Annotated in this window: 20 protein-coding genes; 5 read left to right on the forward strand and 15 right to left on the reverse strand. The window is 62.0% G+C overall.

Translation table 11 applies throughout. From position 1 onward, the window contains the following. Positions 1-42 precede the first annotated feature (42 nt). The gene (gene treP / locus AC07VU_RS16430; RefSeq protein ID WP_274304524.1) at positions 43-1,485 is read right to left on the reverse strand and encodes a PTS system trehalose-specific EIIBC component; all 1,443 of its coding nucleotides are present in this window, start codon (positions 1,483-1,485) and stop codon (positions 43-45) included. Positions 1,486-1,822: 337 nt separating this feature from the next. Between treP and treR the strand changes: the two genes are divergently transcribed. Continuing rightward, positions 1,823-2,527 (forward strand): trehalose operon repressor, encoded by a 705-nt coding sequence (treR, locus tag AC07VU_RS16435; protein ID WP_007929570.1) that lies wholly within the window; start codon positions 1,823-1,825, stop codon positions 2,525-2,527. An 18-nt stretch (positions 2,528-2,545) separates the two neighbouring features. Here the strand turns inward: treR and AC07VU_RS16440 are convergent, their stop codons facing one another. The 6 genes from AC07VU_RS16440 to AC07VU_RS16465 form a co-directional block, all read right to left on the reverse strand. Next, on the reverse strand, positions 2,546-3,067 hold the full coding sequence (locus AC07VU_RS16440) for a helix-turn-helix transcriptional regulator (protein ID WP_274304525.1): 522 nt from the start codon (positions 3,065-3,067) through the stop codon (positions 2,546-2,548). Between the two features lie 2 nt (positions 3,068-3,069). Further along, positions 3,070-3,351: a hypothetical protein gene (locus AC07VU_RS16445; protein WP_007929564.1), complete on the reverse strand. Its 282-nt coding sequence runs from the start codon at positions 3,349-3,351 to the stop codon at positions 3,070-3,072. Between the two features lie 290 nt (positions 3,352-3,641). Further along, positions 3,642-5,219 carry a glutamine-hydrolyzing GMP synthase gene (gene guaA, locus AC07VU_RS16450; RefSeq protein ID WP_274304526.1) on the reverse strand — a complete coding sequence of 526 codons (1,578 nt, stop codon included), beginning with the start codon at positions 5,217-5,219 and terminating at the stop codon, positions 3,642-3,644. A 99-nt stretch (positions 5,220-5,318) separates the two neighbouring features. Further along, a complete protein-coding gene (guaB, locus tag AC07VU_RS16455; protein ID WP_009050626.1) occupies positions 5,319-6,788 on the reverse strand; it encodes an IMP dehydrogenase in 1,470 nt (489 codons plus the stop codon). Between the two features lie 195 nt (positions 6,789-6,983). Beyond that, positions 6,984-7,532 (reverse strand): hypothetical protein, encoded by a 549-nt coding sequence (locus AC07VU_RS16460; protein WP_038576146.1) that lies wholly within the window; start codon positions 7,530-7,532, stop codon positions 6,984-6,986. A gap of 142 nt (positions 7,533-7,674) precedes the next feature. Beyond that, on the reverse strand, positions 7,675-8,442 hold the full coding sequence (locus AC07VU_RS16465; protein ID WP_007929557.1) for a sulfite exporter TauE/SafE family protein: 768 nt from the start codon (positions 8,440-8,442) through the stop codon (positions 7,675-7,677). A gap of 101 nt (positions 8,443-8,543) precedes the next feature. On the opposite strand from AC07VU_RS16465, the gene AC07VU_RS16470 reads away from it, so the two are divergent. The 4 genes from AC07VU_RS16470 to leuA all read left to right on the forward strand — a co-directional run bounded on the left by AC07VU_RS16470 (position 8,544) and on the right by leuA (position 13,760). Then, positions 8,544-9,446 carry a LysR family transcriptional regulator gene (locus AC07VU_RS16470; protein WP_495030146.1) on the forward strand — a complete coding sequence of 301 codons (903 nt, stop codon included), beginning with the start codon at positions 8,544-8,546 and terminating at the stop codon, positions 9,444-9,446. A 93-nt stretch (positions 9,447-9,539) separates the two neighbouring features. Next, positions 9,540-10,919 (forward strand): exodeoxyribonuclease VII large subunit, encoded by a 1,380-nt coding sequence (gene xseA, locus AC07VU_RS16475; RefSeq protein ID WP_274304529.1) that lies wholly within the window; start codon positions 9,540-9,542, stop codon positions 10,917-10,919. Positions 10,920-10,922: 3 nt separating this feature from the next. Further along, positions 10,923-11,744 (forward strand): peptidoglycan DD-metalloendopeptidase family protein, encoded by an 822-nt coding sequence (locus tag AC07VU_RS16480; RefSeq protein ID WP_457274789.1) that lies wholly within the window; start codon positions 10,923-10,925, stop codon positions 11,742-11,744. Between the two features lie 336 nt (positions 11,745-12,080). Further along, positions 12,081-13,760 carry a 2-isopropylmalate synthase gene (leuA, locus tag AC07VU_RS16485; protein ID WP_277589530.1) on the forward strand — a complete coding sequence of 560 codons (1,680 nt, stop codon included), beginning with the start codon at positions 12,081-12,083 and terminating at the stop codon, positions 13,758-13,760. A gap of 69 nt (positions 13,761-13,829) precedes the next feature. On the opposite strand, the gene AC07VU_RS16490 is transcribed toward leuA, so the two are convergent. From AC07VU_RS16490 to ispG, 8 genes are all read right to left on the reverse strand, one after another. Beyond that, positions 13,830-14,243, reverse strand: coding sequence for a hypothetical protein (locus AC07VU_RS16490; protein WP_087090054.1), 414 nt, complete (start codon positions 14,241-14,243; stop codon positions 13,830-13,832). A 54-nt stretch (positions 14,244-14,297) separates the two neighbouring features. Next, positions 14,298-15,095 (reverse strand): amidohydrolase, encoded by a 798-nt coding sequence (locus AC07VU_RS16495; protein WP_274304535.1) that lies wholly within the window; start codon positions 15,093-15,095, stop codon positions 14,298-14,300. Continuing rightward, positions 15,083-16,231, reverse strand: a complete 1,149-nt coding sequence (locus AC07VU_RS16500; protein ID WP_457274790.1) for a pyridoxal phosphate-dependent aminotransferase — start codon at positions 16,229-16,231, stop codon at positions 15,083-15,085. Before AC07VU_RS16500 ends, AC07VU_RS16495 begins: the two co-directional genes overlap by 13 nt. Positions 16,232-16,422: 191 nt before the next feature. Further along, on the reverse strand, positions 16,423-17,895 hold the full coding sequence (der, locus tag AC07VU_RS16505; RefSeq protein ID WP_007929542.1) for a ribosome biogenesis GTPase Der: 1,473 nt from the start codon (positions 17,893-17,895) through the stop codon (positions 16,423-16,425). Positions 17,896-18,034: 139 nt separating this feature from the next. Then, entirely contained in the window at positions 18,035-19,186 is a 1,152-nt protein-coding gene (gene bamB, locus AC07VU_RS16510) for an outer membrane protein assembly factor BamB (protein ID WP_009045434.1), read from the reverse strand. Then, positions 19,179-19,820, reverse strand: coding sequence for a tetratricopeptide repeat protein (locus tag AC07VU_RS16515; RefSeq protein ID WP_007929540.1), 642 nt, complete (start codon positions 19,818-19,820; stop codon positions 19,179-19,181). The genes bamB and AC07VU_RS16515 overlap by 8 nt, the downstream gene beginning before the upstream one ends. Positions 19,821-19,860: 40 nt before the next feature. Beyond that, entirely contained in the window at positions 19,861-21,150 is a 1,290-nt protein-coding gene (gene hisS, locus AC07VU_RS16520; RefSeq protein ID WP_009045435.1) for a histidine--tRNA ligase, read from the reverse strand. A gap of 22 nt (positions 21,151-21,172) precedes the next feature. Continuing rightward, positions 21,173-22,282, reverse strand: coding sequence for a flavodoxin-dependent (E)-4-hydroxy-3-methylbut-2-enyl-diphosphate synthase (gene ispG / locus AC07VU_RS16525; RefSeq protein WP_007929536.1), 1,110 nt, complete (start codon positions 22,280-22,282; stop codon positions 21,173-21,175). Positions 22,283-22,284 lie beyond the last annotated feature (2 nt).

Consider the following 22,284-nt stretch of genomic DNA (forward strand, 5'->3'; position numbering starts at 1 on the left):
TATGCGGTCATGTAGGAGCGAGCTTGCTCGCGATGCGATTTATCAAGCGACGCGATACCCCGGCCGGATGATCTTCAGGCTCAAGCCGCAGGTCAGCACGAACGGCACCACCAGGGCGACGACCATGCCGACCACGAACATCGGGATGTACTGGGGAATGATCGAGATGAATCCCGGCAGCCCGCCGACGCCGATGGCCGAGGCCTGGACCTTGTTCAGCGAGAGGAAAATGCAGCCCAGCGCCGAGCCGATCAGCGCGGCGTAGAACGGGAACTTGTAGCGCAGGTTGACCCCGAACATGGCCGGCTCGGTGATGCCGAAATAGGCGGAGATCGCCGAGGTCGAGGCCATGCTGCGGTCCCGCGCGTTACGGCTCATGCTGAACACCGCCAGTGCCGCGCTGCCCTGGGCCAGGTTGGACATGACGATCATCGGCCAGATGAAGGTGCCGCCCTGGGTCGAGATCAGTTGCAGGTCCACGGCGAGGAACATGTGGTGCATGCCGGTGATCACCAGCGGCGCGTAGAGCAGGCCGAAAATCGCTCCGCCGACCATTGGCGCCAACTCGAACAGGGTGACCACGCCTTCGGTGATCAGGATCCCCAGGTGCCGGGTCACCGGGCCGATCACCGCCAGCGCCAGCACACCGGTGACCACGATGGTGGTGATGGGCACGACCAGCAGGGTGATCGCGTTCGGCACCCGCGCCCGCAGCCATTTCTCGATGACGCTCATGACATAGGCCGCCAGCAGGATCGGCAGGATCTGCCCCTGGTAGCCGACCTTCTCGATCTGGAACAGGCCGACGATGTCGAAGTACGGCAGGCTCTGGCCCTCCAGCCCGGCCACGGCCTTGCCGTAGTTCCAGGCATTGAGCAGGTCGGGGTGCACCAGCATCAGGCCCAGCACGATGCCGAGGATTTCGCTGCCGCCAAAGCGCTTGGCCGCCGACCAGCCCACCAAGGCCGGCAGGAATACGAAGGAGGTGTTGGCCATCAGGTTGATCAGGCTCCAAACGCCATCCAGGGTCGGATAGGCCTCGAGCAGGGTCCGGCCTTCGATGAACATGCCCTTGGCGCCGATCAGGTTGTTCACCCCCATCAGCAGGCCGGCAATGATCAGCGCCGGCAGGATCGGCATGAAGACATCGGAAAACACCCGCACCAGACGCTGCATGGCGTTGGTCTTGTCGGCGCCCTTCTGCTTGACGTCGGCGATGGTGGAAGCGGCCAGCCCGGTGAGTTGGCGCAACGCGGCATAGACCTTTTCGACTTCGCCGGGGCCAATGACCACCTGGAACAGGCCACCGGTGAAAAACGAGCCCTTGACCAGATCGATCTGGTTCAGCGTCGCGCTGTCCACCCGGCTCGGGTCCTTGAGCGCCAGGCGCAGGCGGGTGACGCAATGCGCGGCTTGTTCGAGGTTGTCGGCACCACCGAGGCTGTGCAGCAACTCGCTGGCGATCGTGGAGTAATCGTGGCTCATGCTTGTTCTTCCGCTTTGGTTTTTTGTTATTGGCAGCACGCCGAAGCGAAAAATACTCGTCTGTACGAGTTAAAGCAACAACTCGTACAGACGAGTTTGCCGGCATCGCTCCGAAACCCGGGTCGCAGGGAGTTTCTGCTGCGCAAAAACGGCTCTAGATCCACACTCTCCGGCAGAGCGCGCCATGCGCGACAGAAAATTCTTAAACTGCTGTAAGGTGTTTCATTGCCATTTCGACACCCGCAGTCAGGCGTTCGACCCACTCGCCTCAAATAGACAAATCCGCTCACGGCCCTTAAGGTTCCCGCCTTGAGCGCAGACGGCACAGAGCCATCCCATGAGTAAATACAACCAGATCTACAGCGATCTGCTTGCCAGCATCACCACCGAGCGCCTGGAACGCGGCGCTCGTCTGCCTTCCGAAACCGAGTTGATGGACAGCTACCAGGCCAGCCGCGGCACCGTGCGCAAGGCCATCGAGCAGTTGCAGGAGCGCGGCTTCGCCCAGAAGATCCATGGCAAGGGCACTTTTGTGCTGTCGCCGCACCCGATCGAGTTCCAGCTGGGCGGCATTGTCAGCTTCCAGGAAACCTATCCGCGCCTGGGCAATGACGTCAGCACCGAGGTGGTGGAGTTCACCCAGTTTCCACTCGAAGGCGCGTTGCGCGAACACCTGCAGGCCGAGGAAGGCAGCCTGATTACCCGCATCAAGCGGGTGCGGCGTATTGATGGCAAACGGGTGATTCTCGACATCAACCACTTCGTCGCCGAGTTGATCCCGGGGCTGGACCGGCAGATTGCCGAGCACTCGATCTACGCCTACATCGAGCAGACCCTGCAATTGCAGATCAGCTACGCCCAGCGGACCATCGAGGCCACCCCGCGCACCCGGGATGACCAGCAGCACCTGGACCTGGAGGGCCAGAGCCACGTGATAGTGGTCAGCAACCAGACCTTCCTGCAGGACGGCCGGCAGTTCGAGTACACCGAATCACGCCATACCCTGGACAAGTTCTACTTCTCGGACGTCGCCCGACGCTGACCACCGCGGCAGGCCCGCTCAACCCAGCAGCGCCACCAGTTCGGCGCTCGGGGTGCCGACCCGTCGGGCCTCCTTGGCGACGTTCACGGATTGCGCGACCCGCGCCACCTCTATCACCGGATGCTGCAACAGGTAACCGCCCCGGGCCTCCAGCCAGCTCAGCACTTCCGCCAGATGCCAGAGCGAGGCACTGCCCTCGTGGATCGCCAGGGGGAAACTGCCGGCATGGTTGAGCATCAACTTGCGCATGTTCTGCCGGGAGACCCCGACGATGTCGGCAATCTCGCTCAGGCCGACGAAATCCGGGCTGGCCTCTACCAGCCGCGCATCCGGAATGATCCGCTTGATATCGCCCAGGGCACTGAGCAGCGCCGCCTCACCGCTTTCGGCCTCGCGGCTGAACTCCAGTGCCAGGCGCCCCGCCAGCCCGGTACCGACCAGCGCATCGGTACAGCCCCCCGCGCCGAGGCGCTCCACCAGCACGTCCGGGTCGCAGTCGTGGGCGGGCAGCAGGTAGTTGAGGGTAAACAGGTATTCCATGGTCATGACTCCCGACGAGGTTGCGGGACTTTCCCGCCGCGCAGCTGATTCAGCGTGCAGTTGTCGATTACCCGGCACAGCGCCCGGGCATGCTGGAGGGGATTTTTCGGCGTGCTCCACACACTGGTGATGCAGAACTCGCCGCAACGACACACCTCGCTGTTGTAAGGGCAGTAGATCTTGCCCCAGGCATGACTACCGCCGACTTCGACGCGCCAGCCCTGCCATTCGGCGTAGCGCAGCGCCATTTCAATGTCTTTCTTGGGATGAGGTGTGCGAGCCATCCATGGCCTCCAGTCTCGTCAACAATGAATAGGTTGTCAACTGACAACCACAAATATTCTGAACACCTGCGCCGGAGTCGCCAGAGGCCGCCGCTGGGAGTTCGATGAATGTCTGTCGAGGGTACACAGGCCAGGCGGGCGACGATGTGCCCATGTCTTTCCTGGTATTGCGGAAGGGCTGGAAAACGGGCTTTTTAAAGACCCTGAAACACAAATGGCGATCGACACCCGAAGGTCTCGATCGCCATTGCTGTTGCCTGAACGATCAGCTGCCGATTACTCGGCCGGGATCATTCCCACTCGATGGTGGCTGGCGGCTTGCTCGACACGTCGTAGGTGACGCGGGAGATGCCTTCGATCTCGTTGATGATCCGGCCGCTGACGGTTTCCAGCAGCTCGTAAGGCAGGTGCGCCCAACGCGCAGTCATGAAGTCGATGGTTTCCACGGCACGCAGGGCCACGACCCAGGCGTAACGACGGCCGTCACCGACCACGCCCACCGATTTCACCGGCTGGAACACCACGAACGCCTGGCTGACCTTGTGGTACCAGTCGGCCTTGCGCAGCTCTTCGATGAAGATGTGGTCGGCGCGACGCAGCAGGTCGGCGTATTCCTTCTTCACTTCGCCGAGGATGCGCACGCCCAGGCCCGGGCCCGGGAACGGGTGACGGTAGACCATGTCATACGGCAGGCCCAGCTCCAGGCCCAGACGACGGACTTCGTCCTTGAACAGCTCGCGCAGTGGCTCGACCAGCTTGAGGTTCATTTCTTCCGGCAGGCCGCCCACGTTGTGGTGCGACTTGATCACGTGGGCCTTGCCGCTCTTGGCGCCAGCCGACTCGATCACGTCCGGGTAGATGGTGCCCTGGGCCAGGTACTTGATGTTGTCCAGCTTGCAGGATTCGGCATCGAACACGTCGATGAAGGTACGGCCGATGATCTTGCGCTTCTTCTCCGGGTCGGCTTCGCCGGCCAGGTTGTTGAGGAACTGCTCCTCGGCGTTGGCGCGGATCACCTTGACGCCCATGTTCTCGGCGAACATGGCCATCACTTGCTCGCCTTCGTGCAGGCGCAGCAGGCCGTTGTCGACGAAGACGCAGGTCAGCTGGTCGCCGATGGCCTTGTGCAGCAGGGCCGCGACCACCGAGGAGTCGACGCCGCCGGACAGGCCCAGCAGCACGTTGTCGGTGCCGACCTGGGCACGCACCTGGGCGATGGCGTCTTCAGCGATTTTCGATGGGGTCCACAGGGCTTCGCAGCCGCAGATGTCGAGGATGAAGCGCGACAGGATGCGACCACCCTGCTTGGTGTGGGTCACTTCCGGGTGGAACTGCACGCCGTAGTAGCGCAGGTCGTCGTTGAACATGCCGGCGATCGGGCAGCTCGGGGTGCTGGCCAGGATGTGGAAGTCTTGCGGCATCTTGGTGACCTTGTCACCGTGGCTCATCCATACGTCGAGGCCGAACAGGCCGTCGGCGTCGACGTGGTCTTCGATGCCGTCCAGCAGGCGACTCTTGCCGACCACATCGACGCGGGCATAACCGAATTCACGCAGTTCGGAACCCTCGACCTTGCCGCCCATTTGCTCGGCCATGGTCTGCATGCCGTAGCAGATACCGAAGACCGGCACGCCCAGATCGAACACCGCTTGCGGGCAACGCGGGCTGTTGGCTTCGTGCACGGACTCGGGGCCGCCGGCGAGAATGACGCCTTTGGGAGCGAATTCGCGAATCGCTTCGTCATCCATGTCGAACGGATGCAGTTCGCAGTACACGCCGATTTCACGCACGCGACGGGCGATCAATTGGGTGTACTGAGAACCGAAATCGAGGATCAGGATGCGGTGGGCGTGAATGTCGAGGGCCATGATTCAGTCTCGTCTAGGTAATTCGAAAACAGTCGTGATTCAGAAACGACTCGGGGCTGAATAAAACAGCCCCGGTCATTTAACGTTTTGCTTGAAGCATCAACCTACGCGGTAGTTTGGCGCTTCCTTGGTGATCTGCACGTCATGGACGTGGGATTCAGCCATGCCGGCGCCAGTGATGCGTACGAACTCTGGCTTGGTGCGCATTTCTTCGATGTTGGCGCTACCGGTGTAGCCCATGGAAGAACGCAGGCCACCCATCAGCTGATGGATGATGGCGGTCAGGGTGCCCTTGTAGGGAACACGGCCTTCGATGCCTTCCGGAACCAGCTTCTCGGCACCCGCGGAGGAGTCCTGGAAGTAACGGTCGGAAGAGCCCTGGGCCTGGGACATGGCACCCAGCGAACCCATGCCGCGGTAAGCCTTGTAGGAGCGCCCCTGGAACAGTTCGATTTCGCCTGGCGCCTCTTCGGTACCGGCGAACATCGAGCCCATCATCACTGCGGAAGCACCAGCGACGATGGCCTTGGACAGGTCACCGGAGAAGCGGATGCCGCCGTCGGCGATCAATGGAACGCCGGTGCCTTCAAGGGCTGCGGCGACATTGGCGATGGCGCTGATTTGCGGTACGCCGACACCGGCGACGATACGGGTGGTGCAGATCGAGCCAGGGCCGATACCGACCTTGACCGCGTCGGCGCCAGCTGCGGCCAGGGCCTTGGCTGCGGCACCGGTGGCGATGTTGCCGCCGATCACCTGCACTTGCGGGTAGTTTTCCTTGACCCAGCGAACGCGGTCGATCACACCTTTGGAGTGACCGTGGGCGGTGTCGACCACCACCACGTCCACGCCGGCGTTGACCAGGGCGGCAACGCGGTCACCGGTGTCTTTACCGGTACCGACGGCAGCCCCTACGCGCAGACGGCCTTGATCGTCCTTGCTGGCCAACGGGTAAGCCTTGGCTTTTTCGATGTCGTTGACGGTCATCATGCCTTTGAGGGCGAACTTGTCGTCGACGATCAGCACGCGCTCGATGCGGTGCTTGTGCAGCAGCTCGCGCACGTCGTTCTTGTCGGCGCCTTCCTTGACCGTGACCAGACGCTCTTTAGGCGTCATCACTTCACGGACGCTGGCGTCCAGGCGGTTTTCGAAACGCACGTCACGGGAAGTGACGATGCCGACCAGGTCGCCATCGTGCAGTACCGGAACGCCGGAAATATTGTGCATGCGGGTCAGTTCGAACAGGTCGCGCACCGTGGCGTCAGCCTCGATGGTGATCGGGTCTTTGACGACGCCGGCTTCGAACTTCTTGACCTTGCGGACTTCGGCAGCTTGCTGCTCGATGGTCATGTTCTTGTGGATGATGCCGATGCCACCTTCCTGAGCCATGGCGATTGCCAGACGGGCTTCAGTGACGGTGTCCATTGCGGCGGAAACCAGTGGAATATTCAGCTCGATGCCACGGGTAAGACGGGTCTTGAGACTGACTTCGTTAGGAAGCACCTCGGAATAACCAGGCACTAGGAGAATGTCGTCGAAGGTCAGAGCTTCTTGGCTGATACGCAGCATCGCGGGGGCTCCCGAGCGGGAAAATGGAAGCGCGCCATTATACTCAGACACCTACCCGGGCTCAATGTAAAAGTCTGTCTATTATCAACGGGGTGATGGATGGGGAATTTGCCAGAACACAGCATCTGTTTCGCGAACAGACATGGCACCTGCTGATGATGAATTCACCACCCGGAACCGGCTGCCGAAATCCCCTTACAACTCCACCTTCACCCAGCTCACCGGCTGATCCAGCCATTCGGCGAACTCGTCGAGAAAACTCTGCTTGAACCCGGCTTCGGCCCAGTTGTTGAAGATGAAGCCGAGGTTGGAAAACCCGCACTCCTGCAAGAACAGAAAGCCATTGATGTCATCTTCATGCCCGCACTCGGGGCAGGTGAAGTTATCGGTGCGCCCCGGCATCCAGTCCTCCAGGCTCTCGAACAGCGCCTCCCCCACTTCCTGGCGGCACTCGGCGCAACCCGCTTCCTCGAGAAACCCTTTGGCCGGGGTATAGATGCAGCGCTTGGTAATGATTTCCAGGCCGTTGACCGGTTCACCGAAGGGCAAGGCCTCCGGGTGCAGCACCACCTCCCGCGCGCCAGGGGCGATCGCATGCGCCATGCGATTGCCGGTACGGCCACAGGTGCTCAAGGCTTCCTCGACGATGTTCTTGCGCACCAACCAACGCACGATCGCCCGGGCGCGGGGTTCGTGAACCGGCAAGGTGGAGATTTTCGGGACGATGATGCTTTGCGAGTTCATGGATGGGGCCTGAAGCGTCTGAAGGGAAGTCTGCGTCGCCTGCTCGAACAGTACCGCCAGCAAACCGATACCTACCTAAGTGTAGAAGTCGGCGTGCCTGGCAAATCCGAGGGCCCGCAGCTTAATCCCTGAACCCCACAGGTCAAGTGCTCAGGTAACGACCGATCAGGGCCATGCCGCTGGCCAGCACCAGCCAGGTCACCAGCCGGACGAACGCCTCGCGGGACAATCTCATGGTCAGCCGCCGGCCAATCCACAGGCCCAGGGCCATGGCCGGCAACAAGCACAGCGCCAGCACCAATAAAGGCAGTTGCGCATAAACGCCGGCAATGGCGAACAGGCTCAGGCGCACCACCGTGCTGCAACTGATCAACGCACTCTGGGTGGCCCGCGCCGCATCCTTGGGCAGGCGGCTATTCAGATAGATCGCATATAAAAAGCCGCCGCTGCCGAACAGCGCGCCGAACGTTCCACCCACGGTCCCCATGGGAATCGCCCAGCCCGCCGCCAGCGCCTTGGGCCTTGCCTTGACCCAAAGGCTGTACGCCGCATAAGCGCTGATAAACAGCCCCATCAACAGCAGCAACACATCGGACTTGAGGTTGAGCAGGAAGATCACCCCCAGGGTGCAGCCCAGCGCCATGCACGGCAGCAGGCGCAGCAGCTCGGAGCGATCGACATCCCGCCGCGACGGCAGGAGATTGCCGAAAGCCGCGACAAAATCCAGCAGCACCAGCAGTGGGACTATCTTCGACAGCGGCATGAACAGGATCAGCACCGGCCCCGCCACCAGCGCCGTGCCGAACCCGGCGATGCCAAACACGATATATGCCAGGGCGATCCCCAGGCCGATCGCCAACCAGCCACTCGTCCCCCACGACCACTGCCCCAACAACTCGACCATGCTCATCGATTCGCCTTCCTTCTTTATCAAGGAATGACTTTAGCCAGCCACAACCCTTGCGACTAATATCATCAAAGCCATCCACCCATCTCAAAAAGGCATGACGCGTGATTTCAACCCGCCAACTGCGCTACTTCGTGGAAATCGCCGACAGCGGCAGTTTCAGCGCTGCCGCCGAACGCCTGTTCGTTGCCCAGTCAGCCCTCAGCCGGCAGATCAAGGAACTGGAAACCCACCTCAAGACGCCATTGTTCGAGCGCACCACGCGCCTGCCCAGGCTGACGGCGGCAGGCGAGGCGTTCTACCCGCGTGCCCGCAACCTGCTCGATGAGCTGAACAAGGCCAGCGAACTGGCGACCCAGGTCGGCCAGGGGCAGCTGGGAACATTGCGCCTGAGCCACTCCAGCACCGTGTCCATGAGCGGCCGCCTGCTGCGGGCCATCAGCGGTTACCTGAAGCAGTGCCCGGGGGCCTCGATGGACATCGCCACCCTGTCTTCCGAAGCGCAGTTGGAAGAAGTCGCCGAAGGCCGGCTGGATATCGGCCTGCTGCGACTGCCGGTACTGCGCCAGCGCGAGGGCGTGCGGATCACGCCACTGTTCAGCGAACGCCTGCTGCTGGCCGTGCCGCCGGGCCACCCTTTGGCAGCAGATCCTCCCAAGCAGGGCGTGGATCTGGCGCAACTGCGCGACGAAGCCTTTATCTCCATTCCCCATCCGCAGCGTGGCGGCCTGAGTTACCTGTCGGCCGAGCTGTGCATGCGCCAGGGCTTTTTCCCCAAGGCGGCGCGGGTGTTGTCGCGCAAGACCACGCAGCTGCAACTGATCCAGGCGGGATTCGGCATCGCCCTGCTGCCCGAGTCGATGCGTGACATCGCGCCCGCCAGCCTGCACTTCCTGCCCTTGGCGGACCCGGCCTGCCAGAGCACGGTCGCCCTCGCCTGTCGGCAAGATCCGGCACCTTTGGTCAAGCAGTTCATCGAACACTTCCACAACGCTCTCACGCCCTAACCGCCGAAGGCGTATTCGAGGCCGGCAAAGGCATCGTCTCCTTTTGTTTCGATCCATGGAGATTGTTTGCCGAATGCCTTTAAACTGCGCCCCATGATTAAAGATCCCTTTGCAAGACTCGGCCTGGACCGCGAAGTCCTGACCGTCAGCCAGCTCAACGGCCGTGCGCGGGTGTTGCTGGAAGACGTGTTCAGCAACATCTGGGTCGAAGGCGAAATTTCCAACCTCGCCCGCCCGGCGTCCGGCCATGTGTATTTCACCCTCAAGGACAGCGGTGCCCAGGTGCGCTGCGCGCTGTTTCGGCAAAATGCCGCGCGGGTGCGCCAGGCGCTGAAGGACGGCCTGGCGGTCAAGGTGCGCGGCAAGGTCTCGCTGTTCGAAGGCCGCGGCGACTACCAGTTGATCCTCGATACGGTCGAACCGGCCGGCGACGGCGCCCTGCGCCTGGCCTTCGATGCGCTGAAGGAAAAGCTCAGCGCCGAAGGCCTGTTCAGCACCGAACGCAAGGTGCCGCTGCCCGCCCATCCGCAGCGCATCGGCATTATCAGTTCGCCGACCGGCGCGGTGATTCGCGACATCATCAGCGTGTTCCGGCGCCGAGCGCCACAGGTGGCCCTGACCCTGATCCCTACCGCCGTACAAGGCCGCGAGGCGACCGCGCAGATCGTCCGCGCCCTGAAAATGGCGGATGCCCGGGGCTTCGACGCGCTGATCCTGGCCCGTGGCGGCGGCTCCCTGGAAGACCTCTGGTGCTTCAACGAAGAAGCCGTGGCCCGGGCGGTGGATGCCTGTGTCACGCCGATCGTCAGCGCCGTGGGTCATGAAACCGACGTATCGATCAGCGACTTCGTCGCCGACGTGCGCGCACCAACGCCCTCGGCGGCCGCCGAACTGCTCGCGCCGGACTCCAGCGACCTGCAACACCGGGTCGAAAGCCTGCATCGACGCCTGGTGATGCGCATGCGCGATCGGTTGCTGCGTGATCGCCTGCGCCTGGAAGGCATGGCCCGGCGCCTGCGTCACCCAGGTGAGCGCCTGCGCCAGCAAGCGCAGCGCCTGGATGACCTGGACATGCGTATGCGCCGGGCGTTCGAGCGCAGCCTCAATACCCGCCGCGAGCGCCTGATTCGCCTGGAAACCCGGCTCGCCGGCCAACACCCCGGGCGTCAACTGGCGCTGCTGCGGCAACGCCTCGACAGCCTGGCCGAACGCCTGCCACGGGCCATGCGCGAAGGTTTGAAATCCCGTCGCCTGCAACTGCAAAGCCAGATGCAGACCCTGCATGTGGTCAGCCCGCTGGCCACCCTGGGCCGTGGCTACAGCATCCTGCTGGACGAACGCGGCCAGGCCATTCGCAGCGCCGCACAGACCCAGCCGGGCCAGCGCCTCAAGGCCCGGCTCGGCGAAGGCGAACTGCAGGTCCGGGTCGAGGACAATCACCTGACGCCTGTCACCCTTTCTTTACTGGATTGATCCATGCCGCGTTTTCTTAGCTCCTTGTTGTTGCTGTGCCTGACCTTCAACGCCCACGCCGATAGCTATATCACGCGCCTGCTGAACAAACCGGTACCCGGCGGCGTGGCGGTGATCGACCTGGGCAGCGCCGCCCAGGCGCCCAAGGCCAGCTATCAGGGAAAACCGCTGCTGGTAGTCAAGGAACAGAACAACTGGCTGGCGATTGTCGGCATCCCCCTGACCGTCAAACCCGGTACCCAGCAGATCAGTGCTGGCGGCCGCAGCCTGAACTTCAACGTGACCAGCAAGAAATACCCGGAACAGCACATCACGCTGAAGAACAAACGCCAGGTCAACCCCGATCCGGCCGACCTCAAGCGTATCGACGCCGAGTTGGCCGAGCAGGTCCGCGCCTACCGCAGTTTCAGCCCCAACACCCCGAGCAACCTGCTGCTGGACAAGCCGGTGAGCGGCCCGCTGTCGAGCAAGTTCGGCGTCCGCCGCTTCTTCAACGGTGAGGAGCGCAATCCACACGCCGGGCTGGACTTCGCGGTACCTGCGGGGACGCCGATCAAGACGCCGGCGGCCGGCAAGGTGATCCTGATCGGCAATTACTTTTTCAACGGCAATACCGTATTCGTCGACCACGGCCAGGGCTTTATCAGCATGTTCTGCCATATGTCGAAGATCGACGTAAAGGTCGGCCAGCAACTGGCCCGCGGCGGGGTGGTCGGGAAAGTCGGCTCCACCGGGCGCGCCACCGGGCCGCACATGCACTGGAACGTCAGCCTGAACGACGCCCGGGTCGATCCGGCGATCTTTATCGGGGCCTTCCAGCCCTGAGCCGTGGCTCCCGCAGGGATTGCGCAGGTTCAAAACTCTGCGCAATAAGATCGAGCCAGCCATAAGCTCGACAGAATAAAATCTCGCAAAAAACCATTTTTAAGAGATTTATCTCAATTTTTTTCGACTGCTTGCCATCTTTCACCCCAGTGGTTAGGGTTGAGGGCATGAAAACCTCTCACACCCTCATTCAGCGCCGTCAACACCGAAGCCTCTGCCTCGTCAGCGCACGACTGCCAGGTTGAGTCGCGGTACCTCGTCCCCTGCTTCAAACAACACACCCATTGATTCACCGGCAGGCCGCCTCTTTTCGGCCCGGACAATAAGGATTTCCCCATGAGCATGCTCAAAGACCCTTCCTCGAAGTACCGCGCGTTCCCGACCATCAACTTGCCGGACCGCACCTGGCCGTCGAAGACCATCACCTGCGCGCCGATCTGGTGCAGCTCCGACCTGCGTGATGGCAACCAGTCGTTGATCGAGCCAATGGATGCGGTGAAGAAGCTGCGCTTCTGGAAAACCCTGGTCGCCGTCGGCGTGAAAGAAATCGAGGCCTCCTTCCCGGCCGCGTCGCAGACCGACTTCGACTTCGTGCGTACCCTGATCGAAGGCGGCCACATCCCGGACGACACCACCATCCAGGTGCTGACCCAGGCCCGTGAAGACCTGATCGCCCGCACTTTCGAATCGTTGCGCGGGGCGAAGAAAGCCATCGTCCACCTGTACAACGCCACCAGCCCGTCGTTCCGCCGCATTGTCTTCAACCAGGACAAGGAAGGCGTGAAAGAGATCGCGGTGAACGCCGCCAAGCTGTTCGTCAAATACGCTGCCCAGCAGCCGGAAACCCAATGGCAGTTCGAATACTCGCCAGAGACCTTCAGCGCCACTGAGCTGGAGTTCGCCAAGGAAGTCTGCGACGCAGTGATCGAGGTCTGGAACCCGACGCCAGCCAACAAGGTGATCCTCAACCTGCCGGCCACCGTCGAAGTCGCCACGCCGAACATCTATGCCGACCAGATCGAATGGTTCGGTCGCCACATCAACCGTCGTGACAGCGTGATCATCAGCCTGCACACCCACAACGACCGTGGTACCGGCGTAGCCGCCACCGAGCTGGGCCTGATGGCCGGCGCCGACCGCGTCGAAGGCTGCCTGTTCGGCAACGGCGAACGCACCGGCAACGTCGACCTGGTCACCGTAGCCCTGAACCTCTACACCCAGGGCATCGATCCGGAACTGGATTTCTCCGATATCGACGGCGTGCGCAAAGTGGTCGAAGAGTGCAACCAGATCCCGGTTCACCCGCGTCATCCGTATGTCGGCGACCTGGTTCACACCGCCTTCTCCGGCTCGCACCAGGACGCTATCCGAAAGGGCTTCGCCCAGCAGAAATCCGATGCGCTGTGGGAAGTGCCGTACTTGCCGATCGACCCGGCCGACATCGGCCGCAGCTACGAGGCGGTGATTCGCGTCAACAGCCAGTCGGGCAAAGGCGGTATCGCCTACCTGCTGGAACAGGAATACGGCATCAGCTTGCCACGCCGCATGCAGATCGAGTTCAGCCAGGTGGTACAGCGTGAAACCGATCGCCTGGGTCTGGAGATGACCGCCCAGCAGATCCACGCGCTGCTCCACAGCGAATACTTGCAGGCCAACACCCCGTACGCGCTGGTCAGCCATCGCCTGCAGGAAGAAAACGGCCACAGCGCCGTGGAAGTGGAAGTGTCCGGCAAGGGCCAGGGCGAGACCAACCTGCACTGGCGCGGCAAGGGCAATGGCGCCCTGGAAGCCCTGGTGGCCGGCTTGCCGGTTCCGGTGGAAATCATGGACTACAACGAGCACGCCATCGGCGCGGGCACCAACGCCAAGGCCGCGGCCTATATCGAACTGCGGGTGAACGGCGAGCGCGCGGTGCACGGTGTGGGTATCGATGAAAACATCACCACCGCCAGCTTCAAGGCCCTGTTCAGCGCGCTGAACCGCTCCCTGAGCCAGCTGGACGCCAAAGCCGCCTGACGGTTTACGGCCACAAAAAAAGCCCCGGATGATCCGGGGCTTTTTTTGGCTGTGTATTTATTGCCCCGCTCAGGCGGTGGTATTGATCCGCGCCGTCAGCGCCTGGAGCAAGGCCGCCTGCAATACTTGCAGGTTGTTGGCGGTGATCGCGATCTGCGCCTGCACCTCCAAGGCCTGTTGCGCCTTCTGCTCCTCGCTCGCCTGGCCCTTCTGCACCCCGGACAATTGCGACTGCTGCTCGGACAGGGTCTTTTCCGTCTGGTCGATCTGCTTCTGCAACTGCGCGACGATATCAGCAGTGGATGAGCTGAAGTCGGCCTTGGCACCGTACTCCTGCATGTCGACACTCACCGAGTCGCTGTCATCGACAGCGCCCTTGTCCTGCACCTCGAGCGGGCTGGCCTGCTGCTCGGCGATGTTGAGCTTTTGCGGCGCGGCCCCTAGCGGGAATGGATTGATGCTCGCGGCACCGATAGTGGTCATGACAAATCTCCCTGAAAATCCTCTTACCCCTTAACGGCCCACCCCGACAGATCTTTAAGCCTGAGTGAACTCGAAGGTGTCCGCATCGAGGTAGGCTGGAAAGCGCGCGCGATAGGCCGCCAGGTCCGCGGCATTCAGGCAGACCTGGAATACCCCGTCGGCCTCCCCCGCGCTGAGCAGGGTCTCGCCCTGGAAATCCAGCACCTGGCTATCCCCGGTGTAGGCAAACCCCTTGCCGTCGGTACCGACCCGATTGACCGCGGCCACATAACACAGGTTTTCGATGGCCCTGGCCGGCAACAAACGGTTCCAGTGCTGACGCCGCGCCCCCGGCCAGTTGGCCGTGTACAGCAGCAAGTCGGTATCCCGGGCATCGCGGCTCCACACCGGAAAGCGCAGGTCGTAGCAGATCAGCGGCCTGACCCGCCAACCCTTGAGTTCGAACTGCACCTGGCGCTCGCCCGGCGTGTAGTGATCGTGCTCGCCCGCCATGCGGAACAAATGGCGTTTATCGTAATGCCAGACCTCGCCGTCAGGGCGAGCCCACAGCAGGCGGTTGCGGTGGCTGCCGTCGGCGGTCTGGATAATCACGCTGCCAGTGATGACCGCATCGAGCCTGGCGGCCTGGCTGCGCAGCCACTTGCTGGTCGGACCGTTTTCCGCCTCGGCGAGGGCTTCGGACTCCATGGAAAATCCGGTGGTGAACATTTCCGGCAGGATAATCAGGTCGGCGCCCCGGGCCTGTTCGAGCAACAGCTCGAAGTGCTCGAGATTGGCCTGGCGGTCGTGCCAGACTAGAGAGGTCTGTATCAGCGCCACATTCAGATTGGGCAAAGCACTCAGATCACGCATAGCTTCTCCGCTGCCTGACGCAGCGTCTCCTCACGCTTGGCAAAGCATAGCCTTACCAGACGCTGTCCTTGTGGTGGCTCGCGGTAGAACACCGACACCGGAATGGTCGCGACACCGTGCTCGCGGGTCATCCAGATCGCCATCTCGACGTCATTCAGGTCCGGGCGGATCTGCGAGTAGTCCACCAGTTGGAAGTAAGTACCGGCCACCCGGGTAAAGCTGAATCGCGAAGGTGCCAGCAGGTCGCAGAACAGGTCGCGCTTGGCCTGATAGAAACCGGGTAGCTCTTCGACATGTTCCGGGTGTTCGGCCATGTAGTCCGCCAGAGCGTACTGCAAAGGGGTCACGCCGCAAAAGCTGACATATTGATGCACCTTGCGCAGCTCCGCGCTCAGGGCCGGAGGTGCGACCACATAGCCGGTTTTCCAGCCGGTCACGTGATAGGTCTTGCCAAAGGAACTGACCACAAATGCCCGTTGGTACAGCTCCTCATGGGCCAGCACGCTGACGTGAGGGATGCCGTCGAATACCAGATGCTCGTACACCTCGTCGCTGACCAGGTAGATATCCCGATCGCGAATCAGCGCAGCCAGCTGGTCCAGTTCCGCATGGCTGATCAGCGCACCGCTGGGGTTGTGCGGGGCATTGAGAATGATCATCCGCGTACGCGGGCTCAGAGCTTCACCGAGTTTCTGCCAGTCGATGGCGAAATCGTTCAGGCCAAGCTGTACATGCACGCAACGGCCGCCGGCCAGCTCCACCGAAGGCTCATAGCTGTCGTAGCAAGGATCGAAGACGATCACTTCATCACCGGCCTGGATCACTGCCTGGATGGCGCAGAAGATCGCCTGGGTGGCCCCTGGAGTGATGGTTACCTCGGTATCGGCATTCACCTGCACGCCATAACTGCGGGCGATCTTGGCCGCCACTTGCTGGCGCAAGGCCGGCAGACCGGTCATCGGTGCGTATTGGTTGTGGCCGCTGGCGATATGCCGGGCGACGGCATCGCGCAGGGCCTGTGGGCCATCGAAATCGGGAAAACCCTGGGACAGGTTCAGCGCGCCGGTTTCCACGGCGAGCTGTGACATTTGCGTGAAGATGGTGGTGCCGACATTCGGCAGCTTACTGGTGATCATGGGTGATTCCCTGCTGAACACCCGGCTCTACGGCGGCTCGGGGAGGTCCCGAGAATAGCCCAAACCACAGGCATGAAAAAGGGCGCCAAAGGCGCCCTTTTTCCAAGGCAAATCCTGTAGGAAGTAGCTTACCGGCGAAGCGTTGAATCAGGTCCGGGGCTTCGCCGGCAAGCCGGTTCCCGCAGCGAGTCTCAGCGCTTGTCTTTGCGCTTCTTCTCGGCCTTTTTGTGGTGCGTCATCAAACGACGCTTCTTGTTGACCTGACGGTCGGTGAGCGTGTTCTTGTTGCCTTCGTACGGGTTTTCACCGCCCTTGAATTCGATGCGGATCGGCGTACCGACCAGCTTCAGAACACGCCGGTAGGTGTTTTCCAGGTAGCGCACATAGGACTTCGGCACCTTCTCCACCTGGTTGCCGTGGATCACGATCAGCGGCGGGTTGGCGCCACCCAGGTGGGCATAACGCAGCTTGATGCGACGGTTGTTGACCATCGGTGGCGCGTGCTCGCTCACGGCGTCTTCGAGGATCTGCGTCAGGCGGCTGGTCGGCCAGCGGGTTACCGCGGACTTGAAGGAGTTCTGCACCGACTGGTAGAGGTTGCCCACGCCAGTGCCGTGCAACGCCGAAATGAAGTGGATGTCGGCGAAGTCGACGAAGAACAGCCGGCGCTCCAGCTCGGTCTTCACATAGTCACGCTCGCGCGGGTCCATGCCATCCCATTTGTTCAGGGCGATGACCAGCGCCCGGCCTGCTTCCAGGGCAAAGCCCAGCAGGTTCAGGTCGTGATCCACCACGCCTTCGCGGGCGTCCATGACGAAGATCACCACGTTGGCGTCCTTGATCGCCTGCAGGGTCTTGACCACCGAGAACTTTTCAACTTCCTCGTGGATCTTGCCGCGCTTGCGCACACCGGCGGTGTCGATCAGCGTGTACTTCTCTTCGTTACGCTCGAAGGGAATGTAGATACTGTCCCGGGTGGTGCCCGGCTGGTCGTAGACGATGACCCGGTCTTCGCCGAGCATGCGGTTGACCAGGGTGGACTTGCCCACGTTCGGCCGACCGATGATGGCGATCTTGATCCCGTCTTTTTCGCTCGGGCCCGGAATGCGCTTGGCTTCCTCGCCTTCGGCTACGACTTCTTCCTCACCCTCTTCCGGCTCATCTGCGTCGTCTTTCGGGAACTCGCGCAGGGCGATTTCCAGCATCTGCGTGATACCACGACCGTGAGCGCCGGCGATCGGGATCGCGTCGCCCATGCCCAGCGGGGCGAACTCGGCACGCGCCATGTCAGGGTCGATATTGTCGACCTTGTTGGCGATCACGTAAGAGGTCTTGTTACGTTTGCGCAGATGCTCGCCGATCATCTGGTCGGCCGCGGTGAAACCGGCCTTGGCATCTACCAGGAACAGGACGACATCGGCTTCTTCGATGGCCAGCAGCGACTGCTCGGCCATCTTTTCGTCCATGCCATGCTCGTCACCGGAGATACCGCCGGTGTCGATCAGAATGTAGGTACGCCCTTGCCACTTGGCCTCACCGTATTGGCGATCACGGGTCAGACCGGACAGGTCGCCGACAATGGCGTCGCGAGTCCGAGTCAGGCGGTTGAACAAGGTGGACTTGCCGACGTTCGGTCGGCCCACCAGGGCGATTACGGGAACCATGCGGCTCTCCACTGCGTTAATTCAGAAAATACAAAAGCCGCTGCGAGGCAGCGGCTGGTGCTCGGGGCAGCACGTGACGTGCTGCGAACCTTGCCGGGGCAAGGCCGCTTGGGGATCAACCCCAAGCATAGTCAAACCATTACTTGATGGTCAGGGCTTCCAGTTTGCCGCTGTTGCCATACACATAAATCATGTTGCCCACTACCAACGGACGCGCACGCAGGCCATCGCTGTCGATACGCTCACGGCCAACGAAGCGACCGTCAACCTGGCTCAGCAGGTGCAGGTAACCTTCCAGGTCACCGACCGCCACGTAGCTGGAGAAGACTTCCGGGGCCGACAGTTGACGGCGGGCCAGCGAGTCGTTGCTCCACAGCGCAGTGGTGGAACGCTCGTCGATGCTTTCGACGGTGCCGGAAGACAGGCTCACATAGACGCTGCCGAAACCTTGAGCGACACCCGCATAGCTGGAAGCATCGCGCTGCCAGAGCGGACGACCGCTTTCCAGGTCCAGCGCCGCTACGCGACCCTGGTAGCTGGCGACATACAGGGTGCCGCCGGACAACAGCAGGCCACCGTCGATGTCGACCACGCGATCCAGCTCGGAACGACCTTGCGGAATAGCCACGCGCTGTTCCCACACCGGCACGCCATTACGGATATCCAGGGCCACCACTTTACCGGTCGACAGACCGGCAACCGCCAGGCGGTTGGTGGTGATTGGCGCACTGGTGCCGCGCAGGGTCAGTACCGCCGGGGTGCTGTCGTAGACCCACATCTGGTTGCCGGTGGCGGCATCGAGGCCGATCACACGGTCATCCTGGGTCTGGACCACCACCACATCGCCATTGGTGGACGGCGGAGCCAGCACTTCACTGGTCACCCGCGCGCGCCACTTCTCTTCGCCGCTCGAAGCGTCCAGAGCGACCACTTCGCCCTTGAGGGTACCGATCATGACCAGGCCGTAACCCACGCCAACGGCACCGGACACAGGCAACTCCAGGTCCTGTTTCCATTTGACGTCGCCGTTCATGCGATCCAGTGCCTCTACCACGCCAGTGACGTCGGCGGCGTAGATGGTGCTGCCGTCGATCGCCGGAACCAGCATGTTGTAGGTTTCGCCCTGGCCGTCACCGACCGAACGGCTCCACTGTTTCTGCAGGACCACTTCTTCTTTGAAGTCGACCAGTTCGGCAGGTGGCAATTCTTTCTTGCTGTTGCTGCTGCAACCCGCGGCCAGAACGGCCAGAGCCAGCAATGCTGCATGTTTCCAACGGATCACGTCACGCATCCCCTTTGGCCAGGTCGTCCAGCTTGATTTGTAGGCCACCGACCGCCGCTTCATCGGACAGCGCGGCCTTGGCTTTTTCATACGCAGCATGGGCTTCGTCGGTACGGCCCAATTGGACCAGCAGGTCGCCCTTGAGCTCTTCGCGAGTGGCCAGGAATGCCTTGTCGGCATCGCCTTCGAGTAGCTTCAGCGCTTCGTCAGCCTTGTTCTGCGCGGCCAGGACCTGGGCCAGGCGCTGACGGGCGATTTCGCCCAGCGTCGGGTTGGCCGGCTTGTCGGCGATGGCTTTGAGCTCGGTCGCTGCGTCGTCCAGCTTGCCGGTGTCGACCGCCACCTTGGCGACGAACAGGCTGCCGTATTGCGCGTAGGCAGTACCGCCGAACTCACTGTTGAGCTTGCCGGCCAGGTCTGCAACACGGGCTGCATCCGGCTTGCCGTCAGGCGTCAGCGTGGTCTCCAGCAATTGCTGATAGAGCATCGAGGCGCCTTGCGATTGATTGTTCTGATACTTGTGCCAGGCCTGCCAGCCGAACACGATGACCAGCGCCAACAGGCCGCCGGTGACCAGGGGCTTGCCGTTGCGCTGCCACCAGTCCTTCAAATCCGCCAGCTGTTCATCTTCGGTACTCGACACCCCAATACTCCTTATTCGCTAAATCGGCTGTTTGACAGCTTCAACCCTGCACGACGCAGGTGGCCAGGTGTGCAGCGAGCGCATCCCAGGCAATGCTTTGTTGTTCGCCCTGGCCACGCAGGGGTTTGAAACCTACCACTTGCTGGGCCAGTTCGTCGTCACCGAGGATCAATGCGTACAACGCACCGCTCTTGTCGGCCTTCTTGAACTGGCTCTTGAAGCTGCCGGCGCCGGCGTTGATCTGCAGGCGCAGGTTGGGCAACTGATCACGAACCCGTTCACTCAGCGCCAGAGCAGCCAGTTCGGCGGCTTCCCCGAAAGCGCAGAGATAAACGTCGACCTGGCGCGAGATCTCTTCCGGGATCTGCTCCAGAGTTTCCAGCAGCAGTACCAGACGCTCGATGCCCATGGCGAAACCGACACCCGGAGTAGGCTTGCCGCCCATCTGCTCGACCAGGCCGTCGTAGCGGCCGCCGGCACAGACGGTGCCCTGGGCACCGAGCTTGTCGGTGACCCATTCGAAAACGGTCTTGCTGTAGTAATCCAGCCCGCGCACCAGCTTCGGGTTGATCACATAAGGGATACCGGCGGCATCCAGACGGGCCTTGAGCCCCTCGAAGTGCACGCGGGACTCTTCGTCCAGGTAATCGGCCAGCTTCGGCGCGTCCACCAGCACGGCTTGAGTGTCCGGGTTCTTGGTGTCGAGCACGCGCAGCGGGTTGGTTTTCAGGCGGCGCTGGCTGTCTTCGTCGAGCTTGTCCATGCGTGCCGAGAGGAACGTCACCAGCGCATCGCGATAACGCGCACGGGCTTCGGCGGTTCCCAGGCTGTTCAGCTCGAGCTTGACCGCGTCACGGATACCCAGTTCGCCCCACAGGCGCCAGGTCAGCACGATCAGTTCGGCGTCGATGTCCGGACCGTCGAGGTTGAAGACTTCGCAACCGATCTGGTGGAACTGGCGATAACGGCCTTTCTGCGGACGCTCGTGACGGAACATCGGGCCGATGTACCAGAGTTTCTGCACCTGGCCACCGCCAGTGATGCCATGCTCGAGCACAGCGCGCACGCACGCCGCGGTGCCTTCCGGACGCAGGGTCAGGGAGTCGCCGTTACGGTCGTCGAAGGTGTACATCTCTTTTTCGACGATGTCGGTCACTTCACCGATGGAGCGCTTGAACAGCTCGGTGAACTCGACGATCGGCATACGAATCTGCTTGTAACCGTAGTTATCCAGCAACCGCGCAACGGTGCCCTCGAAATAGCGCCACAGGGGCGTCTGCTCGGGCAGGATGTCGTTCATGCCACGAATGGCTTGCAGAGACTTGCTCACAAAAAATCCTTAATTCGTTCGATTAGCCGCGCGCGATCAGCGCTGCGTCGGCTTCGACCTTTTCGGCCGCTTTCTCGCGGATCAGTTTTTCCAGTTGATCCACAAGATTGTCATTCGTCAGTTTCTGCGACGGCTTGCCGTCGATGTAAATCAGGTTCGGCGTCCCGCCGGTCAGGCCGATGTGCGCCTCTTTGGCTTCACCCGGACCGTTGACCACACAACCGATGACCGCCACGTCCAGCGGTACCAGCAGATCCTCGAGACGCCCTTCCAGTTCGTTCATGGTCTTGACCACATCGAAATTCTGCCGCGAGCAGCTCGGGCAGGCGATGAAGTTGATGCCACGGGAACGCAGATGCAGGGACTTGAGAATGTCGTAGCCGACTTTCACTTCTTCGACCGGGTCGGCCGCCAACGAGATGCGAATAGTATCGCCAATCCCTTCGGCCAGCAGCATACCGAGGCCCACGGCGGATTTCACCGTGCCTGAACGCAAACCGCCGGCTTCGGTGATACCCAGGTGCAGCGGCTGGATGATTTCCTTGGCCAGCAGGCGATAGGCTTCGACGGCCATGAACACGTCGGAGGCTTTCACACTGACCTTGAAGTCCTTGAAGTTCAGGCGCTCAAGGTGCTCGACGTGACGCAGGGCAGACTCCACCAGCGCCGCCGGGGTCGGCTCGCCATATTTCTTCTGCAGGTCCTTTTCCAGGGAACCGGCGTTGACGCCGATACGGATCGGGATCCCGCGATCACGGGCCGCATCCACCACCGCACGCACGCGGTCTTCACGACCGATGTTGCCGGGGTTGATCCGCAGGCAATCGACGCCCAGTTCGGCCACGCGCAAGGCGATCTTGTAGTCGAAGTGGATGTCGGCAACCAGCGGCACCTTGACCTGCTGCTTGATACGGCCGAAAGCTTCGGCCGCGTCCATATCCGGTACGGAAACCCGCACGATATCGACACCGGCGGCTTCCAGACGGTTGATCTGGGCCACAGTGGCCGCCACATCGTTGGTGTCGCTGTTGGTCATGCTCTGCACGGCAATGGGGGCATCGCCACCCACGGGTACCGAGCCGACCCAGATCTTGCGGGACTCGCGACGTTTGATTGGAGATTCGCCGTGCATGA

The sequence above is a fragment of the Pseudomonas sp. GW821-FHT02B10 genome (genome assembly GCF_059421865.1).